At 37.9% G+C, this 19,372-nt stretch carries 21 protein-coding genes and 1 pseudogene; 17 read left to right on the top strand and 5 right to left on the bottom strand.

Translation table 11 applies throughout. The annotated features are described in order from the left end of the window. Positions 1 to 203: 203 nt before the first annotated feature. The gene (locus AC1DEF_RS23770) at positions 204 to 728 is read left to right on the top strand and encodes a type 1 glutamine amidotransferase domain-containing protein (RefSeq protein ID WP_013055087.1); all 525 of its coding nucleotides are present in this window, start codon (positions 204 to 206) and stop codon (positions 726 to 728) included. Here the strand turns inward: AC1DEF_RS23770 and AC1DEF_RS23765 are convergent. Further along, a complete protein-coding gene (locus AC1DEF_RS23765; RefSeq protein ID WP_255255783.1) occupies positions 655 to 1,014 on the bottom strand; it encodes a hypothetical protein in 360 nt (119 codons plus the stop codon). The genes AC1DEF_RS23770 and AC1DEF_RS23765 overlap by 74 nt on opposite strands. Before the next feature lie 346 nt (positions 1,015 to 1,360). On the opposite strand from AC1DEF_RS23765, the gene AC1DEF_RS23760 reads away from it, so the two are divergent. Further along, positions 1,361 to 1,849 (top strand): DinB family protein, encoded by a 489-nt coding sequence (locus tag AC1DEF_RS23760; RefSeq protein WP_013081487.1) that lies wholly within the window; start codon positions 1,361 to 1,363, stop codon positions 1,847 to 1,849. A gap of 26 nt (positions 1,850 to 1,875) precedes the next feature. Here the strand turns inward: AC1DEF_RS23760 and AC1DEF_RS23755 are convergent, their stop codons facing one another. Further along, positions 1,876 to 2,628, bottom strand: coding sequence for a lipase family protein (locus tag AC1DEF_RS23755; RefSeq protein WP_013081488.1), 753 nt, complete (start codon positions 2,626 to 2,628; stop codon positions 1,876 to 1,878). A 253-nt stretch (positions 2,629 to 2,881) separates the two neighbouring features. Here AC1DEF_RS23755 and AC1DEF_RS23750 point away from each other — a divergent pair, with 253 nt between their 5' ends. After that, positions 2,882 to 4,336, top strand: coding sequence for an alanine/glycine:cation symporter family protein (locus tag AC1DEF_RS23750; RefSeq protein WP_097824750.1), 1,455 nt, complete (start codon positions 2,882 to 2,884; stop codon positions 4,334 to 4,336). A gap of 32 nt (positions 4,337 to 4,368) precedes the next feature. On the opposite strand, the gene AC1DEF_RS23745 is transcribed toward AC1DEF_RS23750, so the two are convergent. After that, positions 4,369 to 5,424 (bottom strand): aromatic acid exporter family protein, encoded by a 1,056-nt coding sequence (locus tag AC1DEF_RS23745; protein ID WP_097824751.1) that lies wholly within the window; start codon positions 5,422 to 5,424, stop codon positions 4,369 to 4,371. Positions 5,425 to 5,567: 143 nt separating this feature from the next. Here AC1DEF_RS23745 and AC1DEF_RS23740 point away from each other — a divergent pair, with 143 nt between their 5' ends. Next, positions 5,568 to 6,734 carry a M20 family metallopeptidase gene (locus AC1DEF_RS23740; RefSeq protein ID WP_097824752.1) on the top strand — a complete coding sequence of 389 codons (1,167 nt, stop codon included), beginning with the start codon at positions 5,568 to 5,570 and terminating at the stop codon, positions 6,732 to 6,734. A 54-nt stretch (positions 6,735 to 6,788) separates the two neighbouring features. Here AC1DEF_RS23740 and AC1DEF_RS23735 read toward each other — a convergent pair whose 3' ends face one another. Beyond that, positions 6,789 to 7,244: a ferritin-like domain-containing protein gene (locus tag AC1DEF_RS23735; RefSeq protein ID WP_016762818.1), complete on the bottom strand. Its 456-nt coding sequence runs from the start codon at positions 7,242 to 7,244 to the stop codon at positions 6,789 to 6,791. Positions 7,245 to 7,395: 151 nt separating this feature from the next. Between AC1DEF_RS23735 and corA the strand changes: the two genes are divergently transcribed. From corA to AC1DEF_RS23720, 3 genes and pseudogenes are all read left to right on the top strand, one after another. Beyond that, entirely contained in the window at positions 7,396 to 8,361 is a 966-nt protein-coding gene (gene corA, locus AC1DEF_RS23730) for a magnesium/cobalt transporter CorA (protein WP_013055095.1), read from the top strand. Between the two features lie 154 nt (positions 8,362 to 8,515). Beyond that, a complete protein-coding gene (dcuS, locus tag AC1DEF_RS23725) occupies positions 8,516 to 10,102 on the top strand; it encodes a DcuS/MalK family sensor histidine kinase (RefSeq protein WP_097824786.1) in 1,587 nt (528 codons plus the stop codon). Next, positions 10,062 to 10,427, top strand: a pseudogene (locus AC1DEF_RS23720) (response regulator); the annotation flags it as partial. The gene dcuS and the pseudogene AC1DEF_RS23720, both read left to right, overlap by 41 nt. A 241-nt stretch (positions 10,428 to 10,668) precedes the next feature. Here AC1DEF_RS23720 and AC1DEF_RS23715 read toward each other — a convergent pair. Further along, positions 10,669 to 10,764, bottom strand: a complete 96-nt coding sequence (locus AC1DEF_RS23715; protein WP_377560525.1) for a hypothetical protein — start codon at positions 10,762 to 10,764, stop codon at positions 10,669 to 10,671. Positions 10,765 to 10,960: 196 nt separating this feature from the next. On the opposite strand from AC1DEF_RS23715, the gene AC1DEF_RS23710 reads away from it, so the two are divergent. The 10 genes from AC1DEF_RS23710 to essB all read left to right on the top strand — a co-directional run bounded on the left by AC1DEF_RS23710 (position 10,961) and on the right by essB (position 19,371). After that, complete coding sequence (locus AC1DEF_RS23710) at positions 10,961 to 11,620, top strand: cobalamin B12-binding domain-containing protein (protein ID WP_097824753.1); 660 nt, start codon at positions 10,961 to 10,963, stop codon at positions 11,618 to 11,620. After that, the gene (locus AC1DEF_RS23705; protein ID WP_097824754.1) at positions 11,607 to 12,359 is read left to right on the top strand and encodes an STAS domain-containing protein; all 753 of its coding nucleotides are present in this window, start codon (positions 11,607 to 11,609) and stop codon (positions 12,357 to 12,359) included. Before AC1DEF_RS23710 ends, AC1DEF_RS23705 begins: the two co-directional genes overlap by 14 nt. An 80-nt stretch (positions 12,360 to 12,439) precedes the next feature. Continuing rightward, positions 12,440 to 13,747, top strand: coding sequence for an ATP-binding protein (locus AC1DEF_RS23700; protein WP_230184708.1), 1,308 nt, complete (start codon positions 12,440 to 12,442; stop codon positions 13,745 to 13,747). A gap of 365 nt (positions 13,748 to 14,112) precedes the next feature. Next, positions 14,113 to 15,318, top strand: a complete 1,206-nt coding sequence (locus AC1DEF_RS23695) for a DEAD/DEAH box helicase (RefSeq protein ID WP_057245273.1) — start codon at positions 14,113 to 14,115, stop codon at positions 15,316 to 15,318. A 252-nt stretch (positions 15,319 to 15,570) separates the two neighbouring features. Next, positions 15,571 to 15,888, top strand: a complete 318-nt coding sequence (locus AC1DEF_RS23690) for a hypothetical protein (protein WP_013055102.1) — start codon at positions 15,571 to 15,573, stop codon at positions 15,886 to 15,888. 109 nt (positions 15,889 to 15,997) lie between these two features. Then, a complete protein-coding gene (locus AC1DEF_RS23685) occupies positions 15,998 to 16,597 on the top strand; it encodes a WXG100 family type VII secretion target (RefSeq protein ID WP_097824755.1) in 600 nt (199 codons plus the stop codon). A 61-nt stretch (positions 16,598 to 16,658) separates the two neighbouring features. Continuing rightward, positions 16,659 to 17,051 (top strand): SseB family protein, encoded by a 393-nt coding sequence (locus AC1DEF_RS23680; protein WP_097824756.1) that lies wholly within the window; start codon positions 16,659 to 16,661, stop codon positions 17,049 to 17,051. 374 nt (positions 17,052 to 17,425) lie between these two features. After that, positions 17,426 to 17,719 (top strand): WXG100 family type VII secretion target, encoded by a 294-nt coding sequence (locus tag AC1DEF_RS23675; RefSeq protein WP_013055105.1) that lies wholly within the window; start codon positions 17,426 to 17,428, stop codon positions 17,717 to 17,719. Positions 17,720 to 17,812: 93 nt separating this feature from the next. Then, the gene (yukD, locus tag AC1DEF_RS23670; protein ID WP_013055106.1) at positions 17,813 to 18,052 is read left to right on the top strand and encodes an ESX secretion system protein YukD; all 240 of its coding nucleotides are present in this window, start codon (positions 17,813 to 17,815) and stop codon (positions 18,050 to 18,052) included. Between the two features lie 14 nt (positions 18,053 to 18,066). Continuing rightward, positions 18,067 to 19,371 (top strand): type VII secretion protein EssB, encoded by a 1,305-nt coding sequence (essB, locus tag AC1DEF_RS23665; RefSeq protein ID WP_097824757.1) that lies wholly within the window; start codon positions 18,067 to 18,069, stop codon positions 19,369 to 19,371. Position 19,372 lies beyond the last annotated feature (1 nt).

Raw genomic sequence — 19,372 nt, 5'->3', positions numbered from 1 at the left:
GATAATTTTATAACATTATGAACATCACACTACACATTGTAGTGTGATGTTTGTCCTTAGTCAAGTGGAAATATAAAATTAGACCATTTGGCATACAAAAATTTTCTGAAGATCACTTGAAAAATCCTTTAATTATGTACAAGTTAGTCCCTTATTTTCAATCTTATTCTCCAACATGCTATACTGATGGCGGAGGTGTTACGATGCGTTTAGAAAATAAAAGAGTTATTGCGCTTGTTAGTGCAGACTTTGAAGATCTAGAACTATGGTATCCAGTGATGCGTCTTCGAGAAGAAGGAGCAGAAGTACATTTAGTTGGAGAAAAAGCAAACGAAACGTACATGGGGAAATACGGTGTTCCAGCCGTATCGGACTACGCGTTTAAAGATGTTGATCCAGCTGAATATGATGCTATTTTAGTACCTGGGGGCTGGGCGCCGGATAAACTGCGCCGCTATCCTGAAGTAATTGAAATGGTTCGTCATATGGATGAACAGCAAAAGCCAATCGGCCAAATCTGCCATGCAGGATGGGTATTAATTTCTGCAAAAATCTTAGATGGCCGAAACGTAACAAGTACGCCAGGAATCAAAGATGATATGGAAAATGCGGGAGCTATTTGGCATGATGAAGCAGTCGTAATCGACGGCCACATTATTTCAAGCCGCCGTCCGCCAGACCTTCCTCCTTATGCAAAAGCATTTGCTGATGTACTAGCAGAGCAATAAGAAAAAAAGCCGAAACCACATTGGTTTCGGCTTTTTTATAAGATCCGCTAAAAAAGAAATGATAAAGTAAATAAAAAGTATCATTAAAAAAGCGAGCAGATGCATCTGCTCGCTTTTGTTCGTGTTTCTTATCAGTAACTTGCTTTTGCAAGTGTAAAAACAAAATGATTACTTTCTTTATAAAATCCATGATTACGGTTTTTGTATGTTTCGTTGTTGTTAGGGCACAATTAGCATTGATTGTGCTTGCATGGATTTCATCCATTGCCGCGGTTTGTTTTTCCACATGATCGATTAACCTAAACGACGCAAGCCCTACCTCTCTTGCATCCTTACGGCTCCGAAGCCGATCCAGTGTGAATAAGTTTTGTTCAAAGACATGTGTCGAATGCCAGTATTTTTACCTTGCATTGTACGATACATCCTTTCAAGTTACTTTCACTATGTCCAGCTCTTAAAGAAAAGCCAGAAATCTAAATATAACACCTCAGTTGATCTATGTCAAATAGAAAATGTGATTTTTTCACGTGAAACAATTGCAGCTAAAACATGGTTAAATAAAGGGATATCTTTTTTATATGGAAGAGTTTTTTGATACGATAAGTTAGAGGAATCCTAGAGGAGGATGAAAAATGAATAAAAATGAACAGTTTCGAAATGATGTATTGAGAAGTGTAGAATCATTAACATATGAACAATTAAATCAACAGCCAGCATCTAATACATGGAGCGTTATGCAAGTATTAGAACATTTATATTTGATGGAGCGCATGATTGTTTCACGTGTAAAGGATCAGTTAGAAAACGGTGTGGATCAGCCAACTGAAGATAAGCCGTTTCATTTAGCGGTAGACCGTTCGCGAAAAGTAGATGCACCGGCTCAAGTTACGCCTTCTAATGAAAAGCAGACATTAGAAGAGATGAAGAGTAAGCTGGCAGAATCAAGAGCAGCTTTAATAGAGCTAGAAGAAACAGCAAGTGAAGACAAGCTAAAGCAAAAATCATTTCCACACCCTGTGTTTGGGTTAATGGATTTAAAGCAGTGGATTGATTTTATTGGCTATCATGAAAAGCGTCATCAAGAACAAATAGAAGAAATCAAAACAGCAATTGGTGCATAAAAAAAACAGGCAGTCCGCCTGTTTTTTTATTTTTGGACCAAAATAGGATAGTCCGACATCATCCAAATACCAACACTGTATGTTTGGGGATTATGATTCCCTACGGTAGAGCCTGTTTGAATCGTAAACGAGAGTTGCAGAGGATCTTGATCGTAATAAATCGTTTGCTTGGTGGAAGGGGAATAAAGGCGCTTCGGAGGGATTTTAGGAACCGTATCCGTCGTGTTAACAAAACAGCGGCTATTTGAAACAAGATTTGTGTATGTTTGAACGAATTGAGGATCACCTACTCGAGGAGCTCCGTAGTTGTACATTGTAACTTCCGGAAAAGATGCGTTTGTGGCGACATCTAAGGCATGAAGAGCAGCGAGTGCACCACCTAGGCTATGCCCCGTTATATAAAGTGGCTTGGGGGTAAGGGACTGATATGTTTCAAAAATTTCATCACGGCATGATTCGTAAACGGCTAAAAAACCTTCGTGAACGAGACCAGCTTGTTGATTGTATGGATAAGGGCGCTGCCTAATGCGAGCATCAGCAATCCAGTCTGCCTCAGATTGAGTTCCTCGAAAGGCAATTACGATAGAGTCATCAGATTCTAAAATAAAACCAAACCATTCTTGCACCCCTACGGCAGAAGCTTTAAACGATTTAATAAGCCGGTAGCCTTCAGGTACATCAAATGTGCCTCCCTGTGCGTATTGCTTATAAGCTAAGACGCACGCATAAAGAAGGTCTAGAGCTAAAGGGCGATAAAATAAAGGCTCTATTCTCATCATTGTTTTTCACACCTTCTAATAGAAAATAACTTCTATAGCCTATGTGTTCCTGAGAAGAAAGGTGCAGATACCTCTCTTTTGAAAGCGATAGTTACGGAATGTAAACGGTTTATTGTTGGATGTTTTGAGGATTTTACAAGTTTTTTTGTATATTTTAACTAAAAATTAGTTTTAATTTAGAGTTTTATTGTTAAAATTTATAATTTAACTTATAATTTAAAATAGTCTGAATGTAAAATAAGGGGGTTATCGTTTGGAGCAATTTGTAACGAGTTTGAATAATGTGCTATGGAGCACGCCTGTTATTTATGGGTGTCTTGCGATTGGTCTGTTTTTCTCAATTTTAACGAGGTTTTTGCAGGTGAGACACTTAAAAGACATGATTATGCTGATGTTTCAAGGTAAAAGTTCAGAAGCAGGAGTTTCTTCCTTCCAAGCCCTGTCTCTAGCGCTGTCGGGACGAGTCGGAACAGGAAACATTGCTGGAGTTGCGACAGCTATCGCGTTTGGAGGTCCAGGGGCTGTATTTTGGATGTGGGCTGTTGCTTTTATTGGTGCTTCTAGTGCATTCATCGAATCAACACTTGCTCAAATTTATAAAGTTAAACAAGATGGCCAATATCGAGGTGGTCCAGCGTACTACATTGAAAAAGGAACAGGTATGAAATGGTATGGCATTTTATTTGCTATTGCAGCACTTGTTGCGATGAGTATCTTAATGCCGGGTGTTCAGTCTAACTCCATCGCGCTTGGAATCGACAACGCATTTGGCGTTAGTCCAACGGTTACAGCAGTAGGATTAGTTATTATTCTTGCTTTTATTATCTTTGGAGGCGTTAAGCGTATTGCAGGAGTGGCCCAATTCGTTGTACCTTTTATGGCACTTGGGTATATTATTTTAGCTCTTATTATTATTGCCATGAACATTTCCGAGTTGCCGGGAGTTATCGCTCTTATTTTTAAAAGTGCTTTTGCATTAGATTCTGCTTTTGGAGGAATTGTTGGTTTAGCTGTTTCTTGGGGAGTTAAGCGAGGCATCTATTCAAACGAAGCAGGACAAGGTACAGGACCTCACGCAGCAGCTGCAGCAGAAGTTTCACATCCGGCGAAACAAGGTCTTGTACAAGCTTTTTCGGTTTATATTGATACACTGTTCGTTTGTTCAGCAACAGCGTTTATGATTTTATTCACAGGCATGTACAACACGGAAGGACCAGGCGGTTCATTTATTATTTCAAATTTACCGGGTGTAGAAGCAGGACCTGGATTTACACAAGCTGCTATTGAAACAGTGTTGCCGGGGTTCGGAGCTGGGTTCGTGGCAGTGGCTCTATTTTTCTTCGCGTTTACAACGATTATGGCTTATTATTACATTGCTGAAACAAATATTGCTTATCTAACTCGCGGAAAGAACGGAAAGTGGGCTATGTTTGCATTAAAGCTTGTCCTTCTAGGAGCTACGTTCTACGGGGCAGTTAAACAAGCATCACTAGCTTGGGCGTTAGGTGATGCGGGACTTGGTATCATGGTATGGCTAAATTTAATTGCTATCTTAATTTTAGCTAAGCCTGCGTTAGTTGCATTAAAAGACTATGAAGCTCAGAAAAAACAAGGGGTAGACCCTGTGTTTGATCCCGTTAAGCTAGGAATTAAAAATGCAGACTACTGGGAGAAAGAATATAAGAAAGATGAGTCACAAGTTTCGTAAACAAAAAAATCCTCACATATGTGAGGATTTTTTTATGAAGAAAGCGAGACAGATGAGTTATTTAAGTTATATCGATCCTTCAAACAATGAATACGGTGTAGTTCTTCAAGCAGATGGTGAATTGCAAGCAGTTCGTACAGCATTGTTGTTTCTGTTGAAAAAGGCTGATCCCCTCTGTTTTCTTCCTGCTTATGTGCCCAAAACCTTTGTTTTAAAGTCAAAACAAGCGTTTGATGATGCAAAGAGCTTTTATATTGTTCATTTTGTAAGACGTTATGAAAGGAAGTGAATGTATCCCATATTACTTGATGTCTTGCACTTTGCAGCTGATGAGCAGGCAAGTAAATTAAATTACCAATATGGTAGACAAGCTGCCTCATAAGAGAAAGTTTCTTATATTCATAGTGGAATTTTCTCATAGCTGTACGAGTGAAATGATGAAACTTCCATTCTTTTCGCTGATACTCACAAAGCGTCTCAATTTTTTCAATTTCAGCGGAAAGCTGCTGAAATTGAAGCTTTGTTTGTTTATGACAAGCATGTACTTGGGAAAGTTCGCTTCCTCTTTGCTGTAAAACGCTGCTCATTTGTTTTGAGAGATTTTGAATTTTCCTCGTAATAATCGGTGTATAATTAGGAGGAAGAACGATGATATTCACAAGTGAAGAAGTAAGCAGCCCAATGCTGGTGGTCGCTAAGCGAATTAAAAACGAGATGAAATAATGATCGTGCACAATCGTCAGCATAGCCACTCCTGTTAGCGTGGCAACGAGTGTTCCTGCATGCAAACGCAATTTAGAACAGGATATAATAGTAGAAACAGCAACAAGCATATAGGTAAGCGGCGTCACTCCTAATAGAAATGTGTAAAGCATGGCAAAAGCAGCTCCGATTGCTGAAGCAGGAAAGCGGATGAACGCTTTTTTAATAGAATCGGCAGCTGTTGGTTCAATCGTAACAATAGCTGTAATAACAGCGAGCATATATGGCCAGCCGATAGACTGGCAAATGAGTGCAGTCAAAAAAACGGCAATGCCTGTTTTAATAATACGACCGCCTAAAAAATTGAATTTTTTTACGTAAATCATTATGCATACCTTCTTTAAAACAGTTAGTAGTTTAATTATAAGGCATATTAAGGTGATAGGAAAACATGTCTTAAAAACTAGCTTTTAAAAAATGAATAAATATACTATAATTTGTTTAAATATTTAAAAGAGGAGTACGACTAATGAAACAATTAATAAATGAAGCAATTAATAACTTACAGGATACATTTTATGATGTAAGCAAATATATTGGGCAAAACCCTGAGCTTGGCCACGAAGAATTCAAAGCGTGCAAAGCATTAACGGATGTTTTAAAAGAACAAGGGTTCACAGTTGAAATTGGTACATGTGACTTGCCAACGGCTTTTACTGCTGTTTATGACAGTCAAAAGCCAGGTCCGTCGATTGGGTTTATGGCTGAGTACGATGCTTTGCCGGATCTCGGACATGCATGCGGCCATAACTTAATTGGAACCATGTCGATTGCAGCTGGTATTGGTCTTAGTAAAGCAGTTGCAGAAACAGGCGGTAAAGTATACGTATATGGAACGCCTGCAGAAGAAACACGAGGCGGCAAAGTAACGATGGCCGAGCAAGGCATTTTTAATCATTTAGACGTAGCTATGATGGTACATCCTTATTACTGTCACCAAAAAAGCGGACGTTCTCTTGCAATGGATGCCATTCAGTTTGAGTTCTTCGGAAAATCCGCGCACGCAGCTGCTGCTCCTCATGAAGGAATCAATGCGTTAGACGGCGTATTACAAACGTTCAACAGTATTAATGCGCTTCGCCAGCATGTGAAGCCGGATGTACGAATTCATGGAGTGATTACAGAGGGAGGCAAAGCGGCCAACGTTGTGCCTGATTATGCAGTAGCGCAATTTTATGTTCGTGCTTCAACTCGTGCATATGTAGATGAAGTGACAGAGAAGGTGAAGGCATGTGCCAACGGCGCTGCTCTAGCCACGGGAACAAAATTAAAAATCTCAAACTATGAGTTTTCTTATGATGATATGCAAACGAATCAAACATTATCCGATGTCTATACAAATAATCTCATCTCATTAGGCGTAAGTGAACAAAGCATTACAGAAGACCAAGGCGATCATGGATCTTTAGATATGGGGAATGTAAGCCAAGTTGTTCCGGCTATTCATCCGTATATTCAAATTTGTGATGATTATTTTGTTTGTCATACGCACGAATTTAGAGAAGCAGCTTTAAGTGAGCAAGGAAGAGAAGCAATGATACTCGGGGCACAAACAATGGCATTAACAGGGTATGACGTATTAACAAATCAAGCGTTGCTCCAAAAAATCAAAGAAGAATTTAATGCTACCAAGTAAGAGGTAATGATAAAACCATACCAAATAATACGCTTGCCACTGCAAGCGTATTATTTAGTATGAGAAGTGGGACTGAATGGTTCGGAAAATTTGACCGTGGCGCTGTTCATCGCTCGCAGCTCGAACAATGCGGCTTTGAATTCGAGCATTAGTGATTCTTCTAGCGATTGATTGATAAAATGGAACGGTTTCTACTTCATCTTTAATGGATTCAGAGACCCCTTCTTGAAAAGTATTTGGCAGTTTTATGTTTAATGAAATTTGTGGGTAGCTGCCTGATAAATCATAATAGGCTTTAGAAAACCAGTCAAAGTGTTTAATTTCATCCTGCCGAATACCTAATATAGCTTGTTGAACCTGATTATTAGGAGCCAGTTCTGCTAAGCGTGTATAGTAGTGAATAGCGGAAAACTCGTCGTTTACAGCTTTGTTTATATCTCTTAGAAGCTGTTCGTCTAGCCTTGTATCATCTTCCCAATATTCTTCGTGCCGGGAGTAAAATTCATACATATGGATATACCTCCTCACCGTTTTGTTCTCTTGTCGTCACCATCATCGTATGTATAGACGAGAAAAGACGTACATTAAAAGAAAAAAGTTTAACAAAATGGTAAAAAGGGTATGTGCAGAGAATAGTATCAAAAAAGACAGAGGTTATCTTATGATTAAAATTGTAGCTAAAACCAAAGAAGGAGCTATTAAAGAAATAGAAATGAATGAGATTCGTTCAAGCCATGACTTTCAATGGTATTGGGTTGATTTTTACAATCCCACCGAGGAAGAAAAAAAGCAGCTTGAACAATTTAATTTTCATCCTTTAGCAGTTGAGGACTGTTTAAATCAAGGTCAGCGGGCTAAATTTGAGTTGTATGATGAGCATTATTTTTTAGTCTATTATGCCCTTCATAAAGAAGAGCTTGAGCACTTAGAAGTATCTGCGTTTGTAGGGGATAACTTTTTAGTCACTTACCATATGGATAAGCTAACGAGCGTGGCTAGGGTTTGGGAGCTTATCAAAAAAGACCCTGAGGCTACCGAAGATGGAACATGGGATATCATGTATGAACTTTTAGATCATACCGTTGACGAATACTTCCCCGTGCTTTATAAATTTGAAGATCACATAGACGACATTGAAGACAATGCAAAAGACGAACCTATGGATGAATTAATGAGGCAGCTTTATGACATCCGAAGTGATTTGTCACGAATGCGCCGCATTTTAAACCCTATGAGAGATTTAATGTATCGTATTATGTCAACTAATGCGTTAAAAGCAAAAGAGCAGGTTCGCTATTTTAATGATATTTATGACCACCTATTAAATATGATTGAAATTATGCAAGCAAGCAGGGATTTGTCAAATGACATCCGAGAAAGCTTTATGTCCATTAACTCGGATCGTATGAATTCAATCATGTTTACGCTAACGCTTATGTCAGCTATTTTCTTACCGTTGACGTTTATTGCTGGCCTCTATGGCATGAACTTTTCATATATGCCGGAACTGACGGGGAAATATAATTATTTTATTGTACTTGGCATTATGATTGGGCTTGTAGGCGTAATGGTCTTTGCCTTTTATAAAATGGGATGGTTTAAATATCGAAAAGGACCGAAACTATAAAGTAGATTGTTAACCTTCCTGTATAAATGTTAATCAACTCAGTAAAAATGAAATTAAATAAGCGAAGATCTTATCTGACTCTAGATAAGATCTTTTTCTTGTGCTATAAACAAGAAAAGCAGGGAAGCGAGGGAAGAATGTGAAACACGGAAGAATGGGTCTGCGAAGCATCACGGTGCTGCTTGTATGCATGGTGGTGATTCTATCGCTATTGTTAACGGATTTATTAGTTAGCAGTTCAATTGGAAAAAATATTCGGGATCAACAGGCTGAAAAAGCTCGGACTATTGCTACGATTATTTCAGAATCAACGAACGTGCAAGAAGGACTAGAGACAAAAACACCTCAGTCAATTCAAGAATTCACTAAACGAATTCGTAAAAAATCAAGCGTCTTGTTTATCGTTGTTATGGATATGAATGGAATTCGGCAATCTCATCCAGATCCTAAAAAAATAGGAAAGAGGTTTGCCGGAGGCGATGAGCAAAAATCATTGCACGGGAAATCTTATGTATCTGTATCAAAAGGAACGCTCGATAAATCTCTGCGCGCTTTTGCACCTATTTATAATGAAAAAAATCAACAAATTGGCGCAGTAGCTGTGGGGATTTCTTTGAATAATGTAAATGAAGCAATTAGAGATGGGCATCGGCGAATTGTTTTAGGTTCATTAATTGGTTTACTTGTAGGCATTCTTGGTGCTATTTTATTAGCGAATTACATAAAGAAAATTTTATTTGGCTTGGAACCTTCTGAAATTGCTAAAATTCTAGAAGAGAGAAGTACCATGCTGCAGTCGGTTCGTGAAGGAGTGATAGCTGTTGATAAAGAAGGTAATATTACACTTGCTAATCGTTCTGCACGCCGCTTATTTGTTAAAGCAGGGTTAGCGCCAGAGCCAATCGGTTTGTCTATTCGAGAATATATGCCCACCTCCAGGCTGGACGACGTTTTGTCTACGGGGGAATCTCATTACGATGAAGAGCAATTCATAAATGGAGTAGCCATTGTGGTTAACAGGGTTCCACTAGTAGTAAACGAAGAGATTGTAGGGGCACTTTCTACGTTTCGGGATAAAACAGAAGTTAACATCTTAGCAGAACAGCTAACAGGTGTTAAAATGTATGTGGAAGCGCTTCGAGCACAATCGCATGAATTTATGAATAAACTTCATGTGATTTTAGGAATGGTGCAGATGAATTATTATGATGAGCTAAAAACGTATATTCATCAGCTTGTTAATCACCGTGTCGATGAATCTAGTTCAGTGACTAAATCTATTAAAGATCATGCGTTGGCAGGGTTCCTCATGGGCAAAATGAGTTATGCTAGAGAGGAAAGTGTAGAACTGACGTTTTCCGCTGATGAAGTTATTCCAGAACCTTCAGATCCACACGTTACTCATCATCTCATTACCATTATTGGGAATTTAATTGATAATGCAATTGATTCAGTTTGTCATCAAGCCTCTAAAAAAGTGTCCGTTATGCTTGTTTATAAAAACAATAAACTTACGATTCAAGTCACGGATACAGGCTGCGGCATTCCTTCCGATACAATGAATCAGATTTTCAAGAAAGGTTTTTCTACAAAAGGCACGAGCAGAGGGTTTGGACTGCATTTAGTGAAGCAAACGATTGATGAACTAGGTGGCCAAATCGTCATTGACTCATTTATAAATAGCGGTACCACATTCTATATTGATATTCCGTACGAAACAAGGAGAGATCAAGTTGATTAAAGTATTAATTGTTGAAGATGACCCAATGGTTGCTCAGTTTAATCAAAAGTACATTGAAGAGATAGAGGGGTTTACAGTGGTCGCTGTTGCTCATTCGGGTCATGAAGCCTTGGTGAAGGTAAATGAATATCAAGTTGATTTAGTGCTGCTTGATGTCTTTATGCCTGGGCAAAATGGTTTGAAAGTTTTACAAGAGATTCGAACAAAACAAGAGGAAATAGATGTCATTTTTATCACCGCTGCTTCGGATGCCCAAACGATTCAGCAAGCTCTACGCTACGGAGCAATTGATTATTTGATTAAGCCTTTTACATTTGAACGCTTTTATCAAGCACTTTCGGCTTACAAACAAACATTTCGTACGTTAAAACAGCAACCTCAGCTTAACCAACAGGAATTAGACGGGCTGCTGTCTAATAAAAAAATAAAAGAAGCTCGGGTAGAGCCGTTGCCTAAGGGTTTAACGACAGGAACATTAGAAGTTATCGTAGAAGCCATTGAGCATCTTAAAGATCACCCTTTTTCGACTGATGATGTAGCTGAAAAAACGGGAATTTCAAGAGTATCTATTCGGAAATATTTAAAATTTCTAACAGATATAGGTCTTCTTGGGGAAAGAATGACTTACGGCACAATAGGACGACCTGTGTATGCGTACTTATACAATGAACAAAACCGTCACTTGCTGCATCACTACCTCGTTGACTTTGAAAAATAAAGAGATTGACCTGTTAGAGACGTCCGGTGCTATTTTGTCAGTGTGAGAATATTTTACTGTAGAGTGCGGGTGAGTTAAGTGGTATGGTTGATAATAACAAAGGAAAAAACAAGTCGTTTGACTGAAAAAGAGGTGGTTTCTTGATTGAAAGCATAGAACGCTTGACTGAATTACTGTTATCAGGGAATCAAGATGAAGCTTGGAATATTGTGTGGAAAAAAAGACAGCAGGGTTTCGATACATTTTATATTTTTCAGCAATTCATTTCAGTGTCGATGGCTCAAATCGGTATGATGTGGGAAGAAGATGAAATTTCAGTGGCTGATGAACATTTAGCTACTACTACCTGTGACTATGTTTTGTCACGCTATCAATTGTGTATAGAACAAGAAGTTATTAAAAATGAAAAAAAAGGTCTGTTTTTGTGTATAGAAAATGAACAGCATTTTTTAGGTTTAAAAATGATTTCCATTCTCTTTGAAGAGCACGGCTGGCAGACGAAACTTTTAGGAGCAGATTCTCCGCTTTTACATGCAACGCACACTGTTGAACAATGGAAACCTGATTTAGTAGGAATCTCGTTCAGTTTAACTCATCATATAGAAAAAGCAAACGAATATATAGAAGGATTACAAAAGACAAAACATCAGCCGCTTATTTTAGTTGGAGGTCGAGTAGTTTCAAGCTATAAGTTTCCTCTTGCTCAAACAAATCAAGTTCGGTTTATTGCACAGTTAGAGGAGTTGAAAGAGTTTTTTCATTATCAATCGATTAGGGGGATTAAGGTTGTCGACTATTAAACATGCTCCGCTTCCTGTTTTTATTATGGATGAGGAAATGAATATTCTAGCGCAATCTGATGAAGCAGCCGCTTTATTTGGAGAGGTTCAACATTTTTTAGAAATTGTTGACGAAGATAGTCAGATCAAAGCTAGAAAACGATTAGGGCAGAAGAAAAAAATAAAAACAGAATTAGTCATGCATTCGCACAAAGCTAAGATGTCTCTTTATACCGTGAATTGCAAATGGGAGCAAGATAAGGCGCATGTGATATGTGTAGAGGAAGATTCTCAAATTAGAATTCTTTCAGAAAAAATCCAACAACATACAGCGCGTTTATCTGAAACAGACTTAGAACTGCTGCTGCAAAAAGAACGATTAGAAAAAGCAATGAACCGAGTTATAGAACTGTCGGGACCGTTTATTCATTTATCGAACAACATGGTGCTTATACCTCTGTTTGGCGATTTATTTGAGGAAGTCATCATGAAAAATGAACATCGGCTGCTCAGACAAATAGATGAGGAAACGGTTGATCGAGTTATCATTGACTTTAATGGAATAGGTCAAATTGATGAACGAGGTGTTGCAGCCCTAGAACATTTAATATGGGAATTTCAGCTAATGGGTGTACAGATTTATTTAACAGGTGTGACACCCGATCATAGTCAATGGCTTCACCAGTATCATTTTCAAGCAAATGTAAAATCTATTAGTAACTTAGGTCAGGCCATTCATCAATTTTTTACAACGGCATGAAATGGCTACAAAAAGTGAACACTTCATATAAAGACAATAAGACAGGGGATCAATATTGATAAACAGGTGATTAAAATTTGGTGAAACACGCGCGTAAAGTAGCTTTAAGAATTTCAATTATATATATCATTATTGGCGCTGTATGGATCTTGATATCTGATAATATATCTAGAACATTAGCGCAAGGTCGTTTTGAAGTATATATTTTTTTTCAACAATACAAAGGTTGGCTTTTTATTTTAGCTACGGGGATTATTTTGTATGGGTTGGTATATAGGAGAGCTTATAAACTAGTGGAGTCCCAGCAAGAGCTCGTAGTGAAAGAACACGAACTTCAAACGAGCAATCAGCACTATCAATCTTTATTCAAACATAATCCCGATGGCGTTTTTGAAATAAGTAAAACGGGTGAAGTTCTTCTTGCTAATCCAGAAGGTGAAGGAATCGTTGGATACTCCAGTGAAGAATTACGAAAAATGAAACCTTCAGCTCTTATCGCAGCTGAAGAGTTTGATATGTGTAAAGAGTATTTTAAAGAAGTGCTGAATGGCAAAGGTGCTAAGTTCGAAATGAATGTGATCAATAGAAAGCGAGAAAGACGGCTGCTTAGGTGTTCTTTGCTTCCCATCATCGTTCATAAGCAGGTAGTAGGTGTATTTATGATTGCACGTGATATTACTACATACCGTCAAGATGAAGAGCTTATGATAACCTCGGAAAAAATGTCCGTTATTGGACAAATGGCAGGTGCCGTCGCACATGAAATTAGAAACCCGCTTACTTCTTTAAAAGGCTTTGTACAGGTTATGCAAGCCTCTAAGGAAACAAATGACACATATTTAGATATTATGATGTCTGAAATCGACCGCATCAACTTAATCTCCAGTGAAATGCTCATTCTTGGAAAAAAGCAGCATGTATCTTTTGAAAAGACCAATTTATGCGAGATTTTAAAACAAGTTATTACGCTAATGGAAGCGCAGGCCAATTTAAATAATGTTTCTATTTTATTGAAAGAAACAGCCAAAAGGCCTATTTATGTTTCGGCTGATGCAAATCAATTGAAACAAGTGTTCATCAACGTGATCAAAAACGGTGTAGAAGCTATTATGGAGAAAGGTCATATTACAATAACAGTTGAAGAAAAAGGTACACGAGCATTGATTCACTTTGAAGACAATGGAATCGGAATGAGTCAAGAGAGGATTGAACAAGTAGGAACGCCGTTTTATTCTACAAAAGAAGCTGGCACTGGCTTAGGGCTGGCCGTATGTTACAAAATCATGGAGCGTCATCAAGGTACCATGCATTTTAAAAGCGGTAAAGGAAAAGGGACAACGGTTATTATTGATATGCCAATTATAGAACGAAACAGCCGCCTCTCGTAGCTCAGAGAGGCGGCTGTTTTCTTGAAAAAGAGGAAGTAAGCAGCTGAGCCCTTTGCGTCTGAATCCATATAGGACATAAAACCTCCTTCTTATACAAGTTTTCGTCCATAATAAAGAGGATCATATTGTTTTCTATAGAAGCAATAGTGTATCATAGTTGAAGCTATGTTTATTGATGTAGAAAAGTTAAGGTAACAACCGATTTTTCTACTGACGGATTGACAGGGTCCCTTGGGATAAGAAAGGTTTATTTATAAATAGAAATTAAGGTCAGTATTAACGCACATGGCCACTGATACATTCGTTTAATTGAAATGAAAAAAATCGTTTATAATATCGAGAAAAGCATGGAAAAGGAGATAGATATGAGTCAGTTTATAGAGACTTTACAGCCTTTTTTACAAGAGGCGTGGAAAAAAGCAGGGTTCAATGAGCCTACTGCCATTCAAACGAAAGCTATTTCAGAGATTTTAGCTAATAAAGATGTAATAGGAGAATCCCCAACGGGAACAGGAAAGACGCTGGCATATCTGTTGCCTGTCTTACATCGCATTCAGCCGGGACCATCTCATATTCAAGCTGTTATTTTAGCATCTTCCCATGAATTGGTTATGCAAATTCACGGTGAAATTCAAACTTGGTCGCAGGGAAGCGGTATTTCAAGCGCTGCGTTTATTGGCGGAGCAAATATGAAACGGCAATTAGAAAAACTCAAAAAACGTCCCAATATCATTGTTGGTACCCCAGGACGTTTGAACGAGCTAATTAAAATGAAGAAATTAAAGATGCACGAAGTCAAAACAATTGTGATTGATGAAGCGGATCAATTGTTTGTACCTGAGCATGTTCAAACGGTTCAACAGATTGTAAAAATGGCGTTAAGTGATCGTCAAATCCTAGTCTTCTCAGCTACTGTATCAGAACGTACCAAATCGCTAGCGAAAGATATGATGAACCACCCTCTTGAAATAGAGGTAGGAAGAGATGAACTTCCAGCTTCGAAGGTAGAGCATGTATACATCAAAAGTGAAGCTAGAGATAAAGTGGACGTGCTTAGAAAACTAGTTCGTCAAGAACAAATGAAAGCTTTAGCCTTTTTTAAAGGGATTGATACTCTCATCGAGTTTGAAGAAAAATTAACATTTAAGCGTGTAGAAGCAGGCTCTTTACACAGTGAAACGAAAAAAGAAGATCGTGCTACGACGATTAAAGGGTTTCGAAAAGGAGATTTCCCTGTCTTATTAGCAACAGATGTCGCAGCTAGAGGATTAGACATTAAGGGATTGACGCATGTAATTCACATCGATGTTCCTCAAGATGCAGATCAATACGTACATCGCTCAGGTAGAACAGGCAGATCGGGAGCAGAAGGTACAGTCATTTCTCTTGTGACTGAACGAGAAGAGCGAAATTTAAAACAAATCGCACGTGAACTTCAACTTTCATTAGCGAAAAAAGAGCTTTATATGGGCGAAATCGTCGACGAAGGAACAAAAGAGCAGTCCCGTACAGCTAAGAAACCTTCAAAAAAGCCATTTAACAAGAAAAAGAAACAAAAAGGTCGAATGTAAACTAGGTATTCTGCCTTTTTACAACAGCAGTGTCACAACCTAAAAAGCAACGTCTACTGCTTTATTACAGCAGCCTGGCGTTGTTTATTTTCTCTATTTTCCCTGTATAAATAAGTAAAAAAAGAGAAATGTAGATATTTTTTCCTAGGTATGAAAATAGTTTGAATGATGGATTTTGTTTTTTGTAACCTTATTTTAACATTACTTTAAGAGACTTCTAATAAAAGAGGAAGAAGGACGTGGGGACATTTTATGGATGCAATTGATGATCTCTTTGACGACATAGAGCGAAGAAGAAAAAGTAAAGAATATAGTCGAGATGCAGATCAATTAGAATCATATTTACATGAAGTTCAACGTATCATGGAATTTCTTGAAGAGGGTATCTATCTGTTTCAAAATTCGCACCAACAATATGCGTCAGATTGGTCAGGGCGTTCTAAGAGCTCATATGAGGATATTTATAATGATATTACGCAATCTACTTTTCATCTGTACGACGTAAGGGATGAATTGTTTCAAACTTTACGCTTAGAAATTTCACGATTAAGAGAGTTAGCATCGGCGTAATAAATAACATTATCGGCTCACTCCTTTAGAAAGTGAGTCTTTCCGTATAGGCTTAAAAAATGTTTGGATGATGACTGAAGGCTTACAAGAGATAGGGGGACGGACATACATGGAGATAAAAGTAAATCCAGAGGTGCTGCAGACATTTGCAGAGCGAATTCAGCAGTCTCATTCACAGACGGCTGATGCACTTCAAAAACTAAGCTGGGAAGCTACAAATCTACATTTCTTGTCTGTTGCAGATATTGATAAAGTGCTGGACTTGCAGGAAGAGTTACAGCATATGATTCGCAAACTTGATTCGCTAACGGAAAATGCACATTTATTAGTAAAAGACACTGCAGAACAAATGAGAAAAGCAGATGGAGAGCTAGAAGGCTCTTCAGGCTGGACGGAGTTTTGGTCGAGCGTATGGAGCGATGGGAGCGCCCATTCACAAGATACGTGGAATGACATAAAGAACTTAAAAGAATGGAATACGTATGACAATATGCATAGAACGATTGAAAAACCTTTAGGTACTCTTAATGTTATGTGGAATTCGCTTTCTATGTCTTGGGAAGAAAAAGTAGTGAAAGGTTCTACATGCAGTCGAACGGAATTTTTTACTTATGGCGTTATTCAAATGGGGTTGGGCATTTTAAGTCAGGAGATGAATCCTTCAAACATTATGTTTAGTGACAGCACAGAGGAAGTGAAGAGAGAATGAATGAAGTATATGATGGCGCTGGAAGTGAAATGGTACAGTTCCTTACAGGATTGTCTCGGAAATGAAATATACATTTAATTTATTAGAAAAATCGTTAATTGAAGCAATGAAAGATAATAAGAAAATTGCTCAATTTTATAAAACTTTAATGAATAGCAATTTATGGCTAGTTGTTAGTTCAGAGCATGGAGCATCAGATATATTAATTGCAGAGCACTACGTCCAGACGATGAAAAGCGCAGCGTGCCGATATTTACCTGTTTTTTCGTCAAAATATCCTATCGAACAGATGCTAAAAGATGAAAAGACCGTATGCGTATCATTTAAGGATATGCTGCCTGTATTAAATGAAGAAATAGCGATATTACTTAATCCTGACACGCCTCTCTCAAAATTATTCATCCCCGAAGAAATAAGGATGTTAAAAGAAGATCAAAACTATTTTAAGCAGTAGCCAAAGCAATAACAAGCGCATGTGCTTGTTCCAAGCATGTCTGAATCTTAAATAAATAGAAGATATAATATATAGGCAGGGCCTTAAATAGGCTGCTGCTTTTTTGTTACTAGTAAATAGTTCTATAGATAATGCACAGAAATGTAATTTAATGGTCTTATAGTTTTTATTTTCTTTTAAATAGGTACCTATAGATCAGATGGAAAAGGTTTAAATGAGAACAAAATCTTGGCTTTTTAGGTTTTATTTGCATTTTTTAGGGGTATTTGTAGATACATATTCTCATTTTTGGAGGCTTTTGCAAGTAACCTTTGACCTTATCACTAGAGTTTCTTACAATAATAGTAAATATATAAACCGAAGGAGAGATATGTATGTCAGGAATTATTCGCGTAACACCAGCAGAGCTTCGCGACATGGCAGGTCGCTATACTAACGAAAGCGGTCAAGTTCAAGAATTAGTAAGCCGTCTTGATACAATGAAAAATCAACTTCAAGACATGTGGGAAGGTGCTTCAAGCGAAGCGTTTGCTGCTCAATACGAAGAATTAAAGCCTTCTTTCGTTGAAATGTCTAACCTACTTACAAAGATTGCTAAGCAATTAGATGACTCTGCAAATGTTCTTGAAGATACAGATAACCAAATCGCTAGCCAAATCCGCGGTTAACTTCATCTAATAATCTAAGTGAAGTAATAAAAGGAGCGCCCCATTCTCAAAAGATGAAGGCGCTTTTTCTATGTTTTGAGGTGATGAAACCCTATGTATATAGAAGTAACAGTAGACTTAAAGCACTATACAGGTGATCGGTTCGATTTGCGACTATCAAACTATCATTCACTCAAAAAAGTAGTCGAGATCGTTTGGCAAGCTAAAAAGATTACTCAATCACCAAAGGACGGTGCGTGGATACGTGTTTCAAATAAAAATCTTATTTTCTCGGGAAATGAGACGATGATTAACTGCGGAATTACCACAGGTGATTGTATCGAAATTCTCTAAAGGAGTCTATTAGAATGTCAGAGAAGAAACCGACTTACTTAGAAGAACAGCTCGAAGCTGTAATGACACGTCATAATAATGAATATACATTTGTTTTTCAAAAAGAAAAGATTCGACTTAATCGTTCTGTTGAAATTGAAATGTTAAAGGATGTAAACACGGCTTTTCAAAAAGAAATCATGATGAGCGATGATGAACTTAAAATAACAATTAAGCCTACCTCTGAATTTCAACCTTTTACTGCATTAAGAGGAAAAGAAGAACAGCAAAAGTGGCTGTTTGCAGATCAGCTTATCAAAAAGGTAAAGCAGCATTCTTTTTCAAGGCTGCATTTGTTGATTTGTCCAGAAAATATCGTTTTTGATAAAAGTTTAAGTCCGGCTTTTTTACATTATGGAGTGAAAGAAAGTTTACCTCCTTATGAGTCTAACGAGGAACAAAGCTTTCAAGAGTTAAAGGCTACGATAGCAGCGGCCGTTGACTCATCGCATACATTTGAACAGTATTTTAAGTTATATGAGACCTTGCAATTAAAAGAAGAAGCTAAAAAAATAATGCATATCAGCAATGAGGAAGAGTTGAGTCAATTTGTTCAGCATAAGCTAACCCAAATTGAAAAGCATCAAAAGACACTCGTTCAACTTCCTCAAAAGCGCTGGACCATTTTTAAGTTTTCATCTGTGGGTATACTTGTATTATTAATTCCAGCTCTTATTTATACTTTTTACTCTTACTTTTTTGCTCAGCCGAAACAAGAAGCATTTGTAGAAAGCAACGAATACTTTCTTGAAAAAAACTACAGCAAAGTAGTCGACACACTTGAAGATTACGATATTCAAAGCATGCCTAAAATTGTGCAATACGAAATAGCAACTTCCTATCTTGTTAATGAAAAGTTAGGAGAGGAGCAAAAAGCAAATGCTTTAAAGACTATTACGCTTCAGTCAGATCCTCAGTATTTTGCCTATTGGTTTTACATTGGCCGAGGAGACAACAAAAAAGCGCTAGAAGTCAGCAGGTTGTTAGAAGAACGTTCGTTAATTATCTATGCACTAATGAAATACGAAGGTCAGCTAAAGACAGACAACGATTTAGCGGCTGATAAAAAGCAAGAGGAGCTTGATAAAGTAGCGAATGAACTTGAAGAATTTAAGAAAGAAAATGATCAGCAAGAAGCGAAAGCAGCCAAGCAGCAAGAAGAGAAACAAGCTGAGGAGGCACAGGCGGCCAAGCAGCAGAAAGAAGAACAGAAAGCTGCAGAAGCCGAGAAAAAGAAACAAGAAGAGCAGAAAAAACAGCAGGAAGATCAATCGAAGTAGG

The sequence above is a fragment of the Priestia sp. 10L35 genome, from assembly GCF_056395685.1.
The sequence above is the reverse complement of the archived record's forward strand: the minus strand, read 5'-3'. Positions and strand labels throughout refer to the sequence as shown.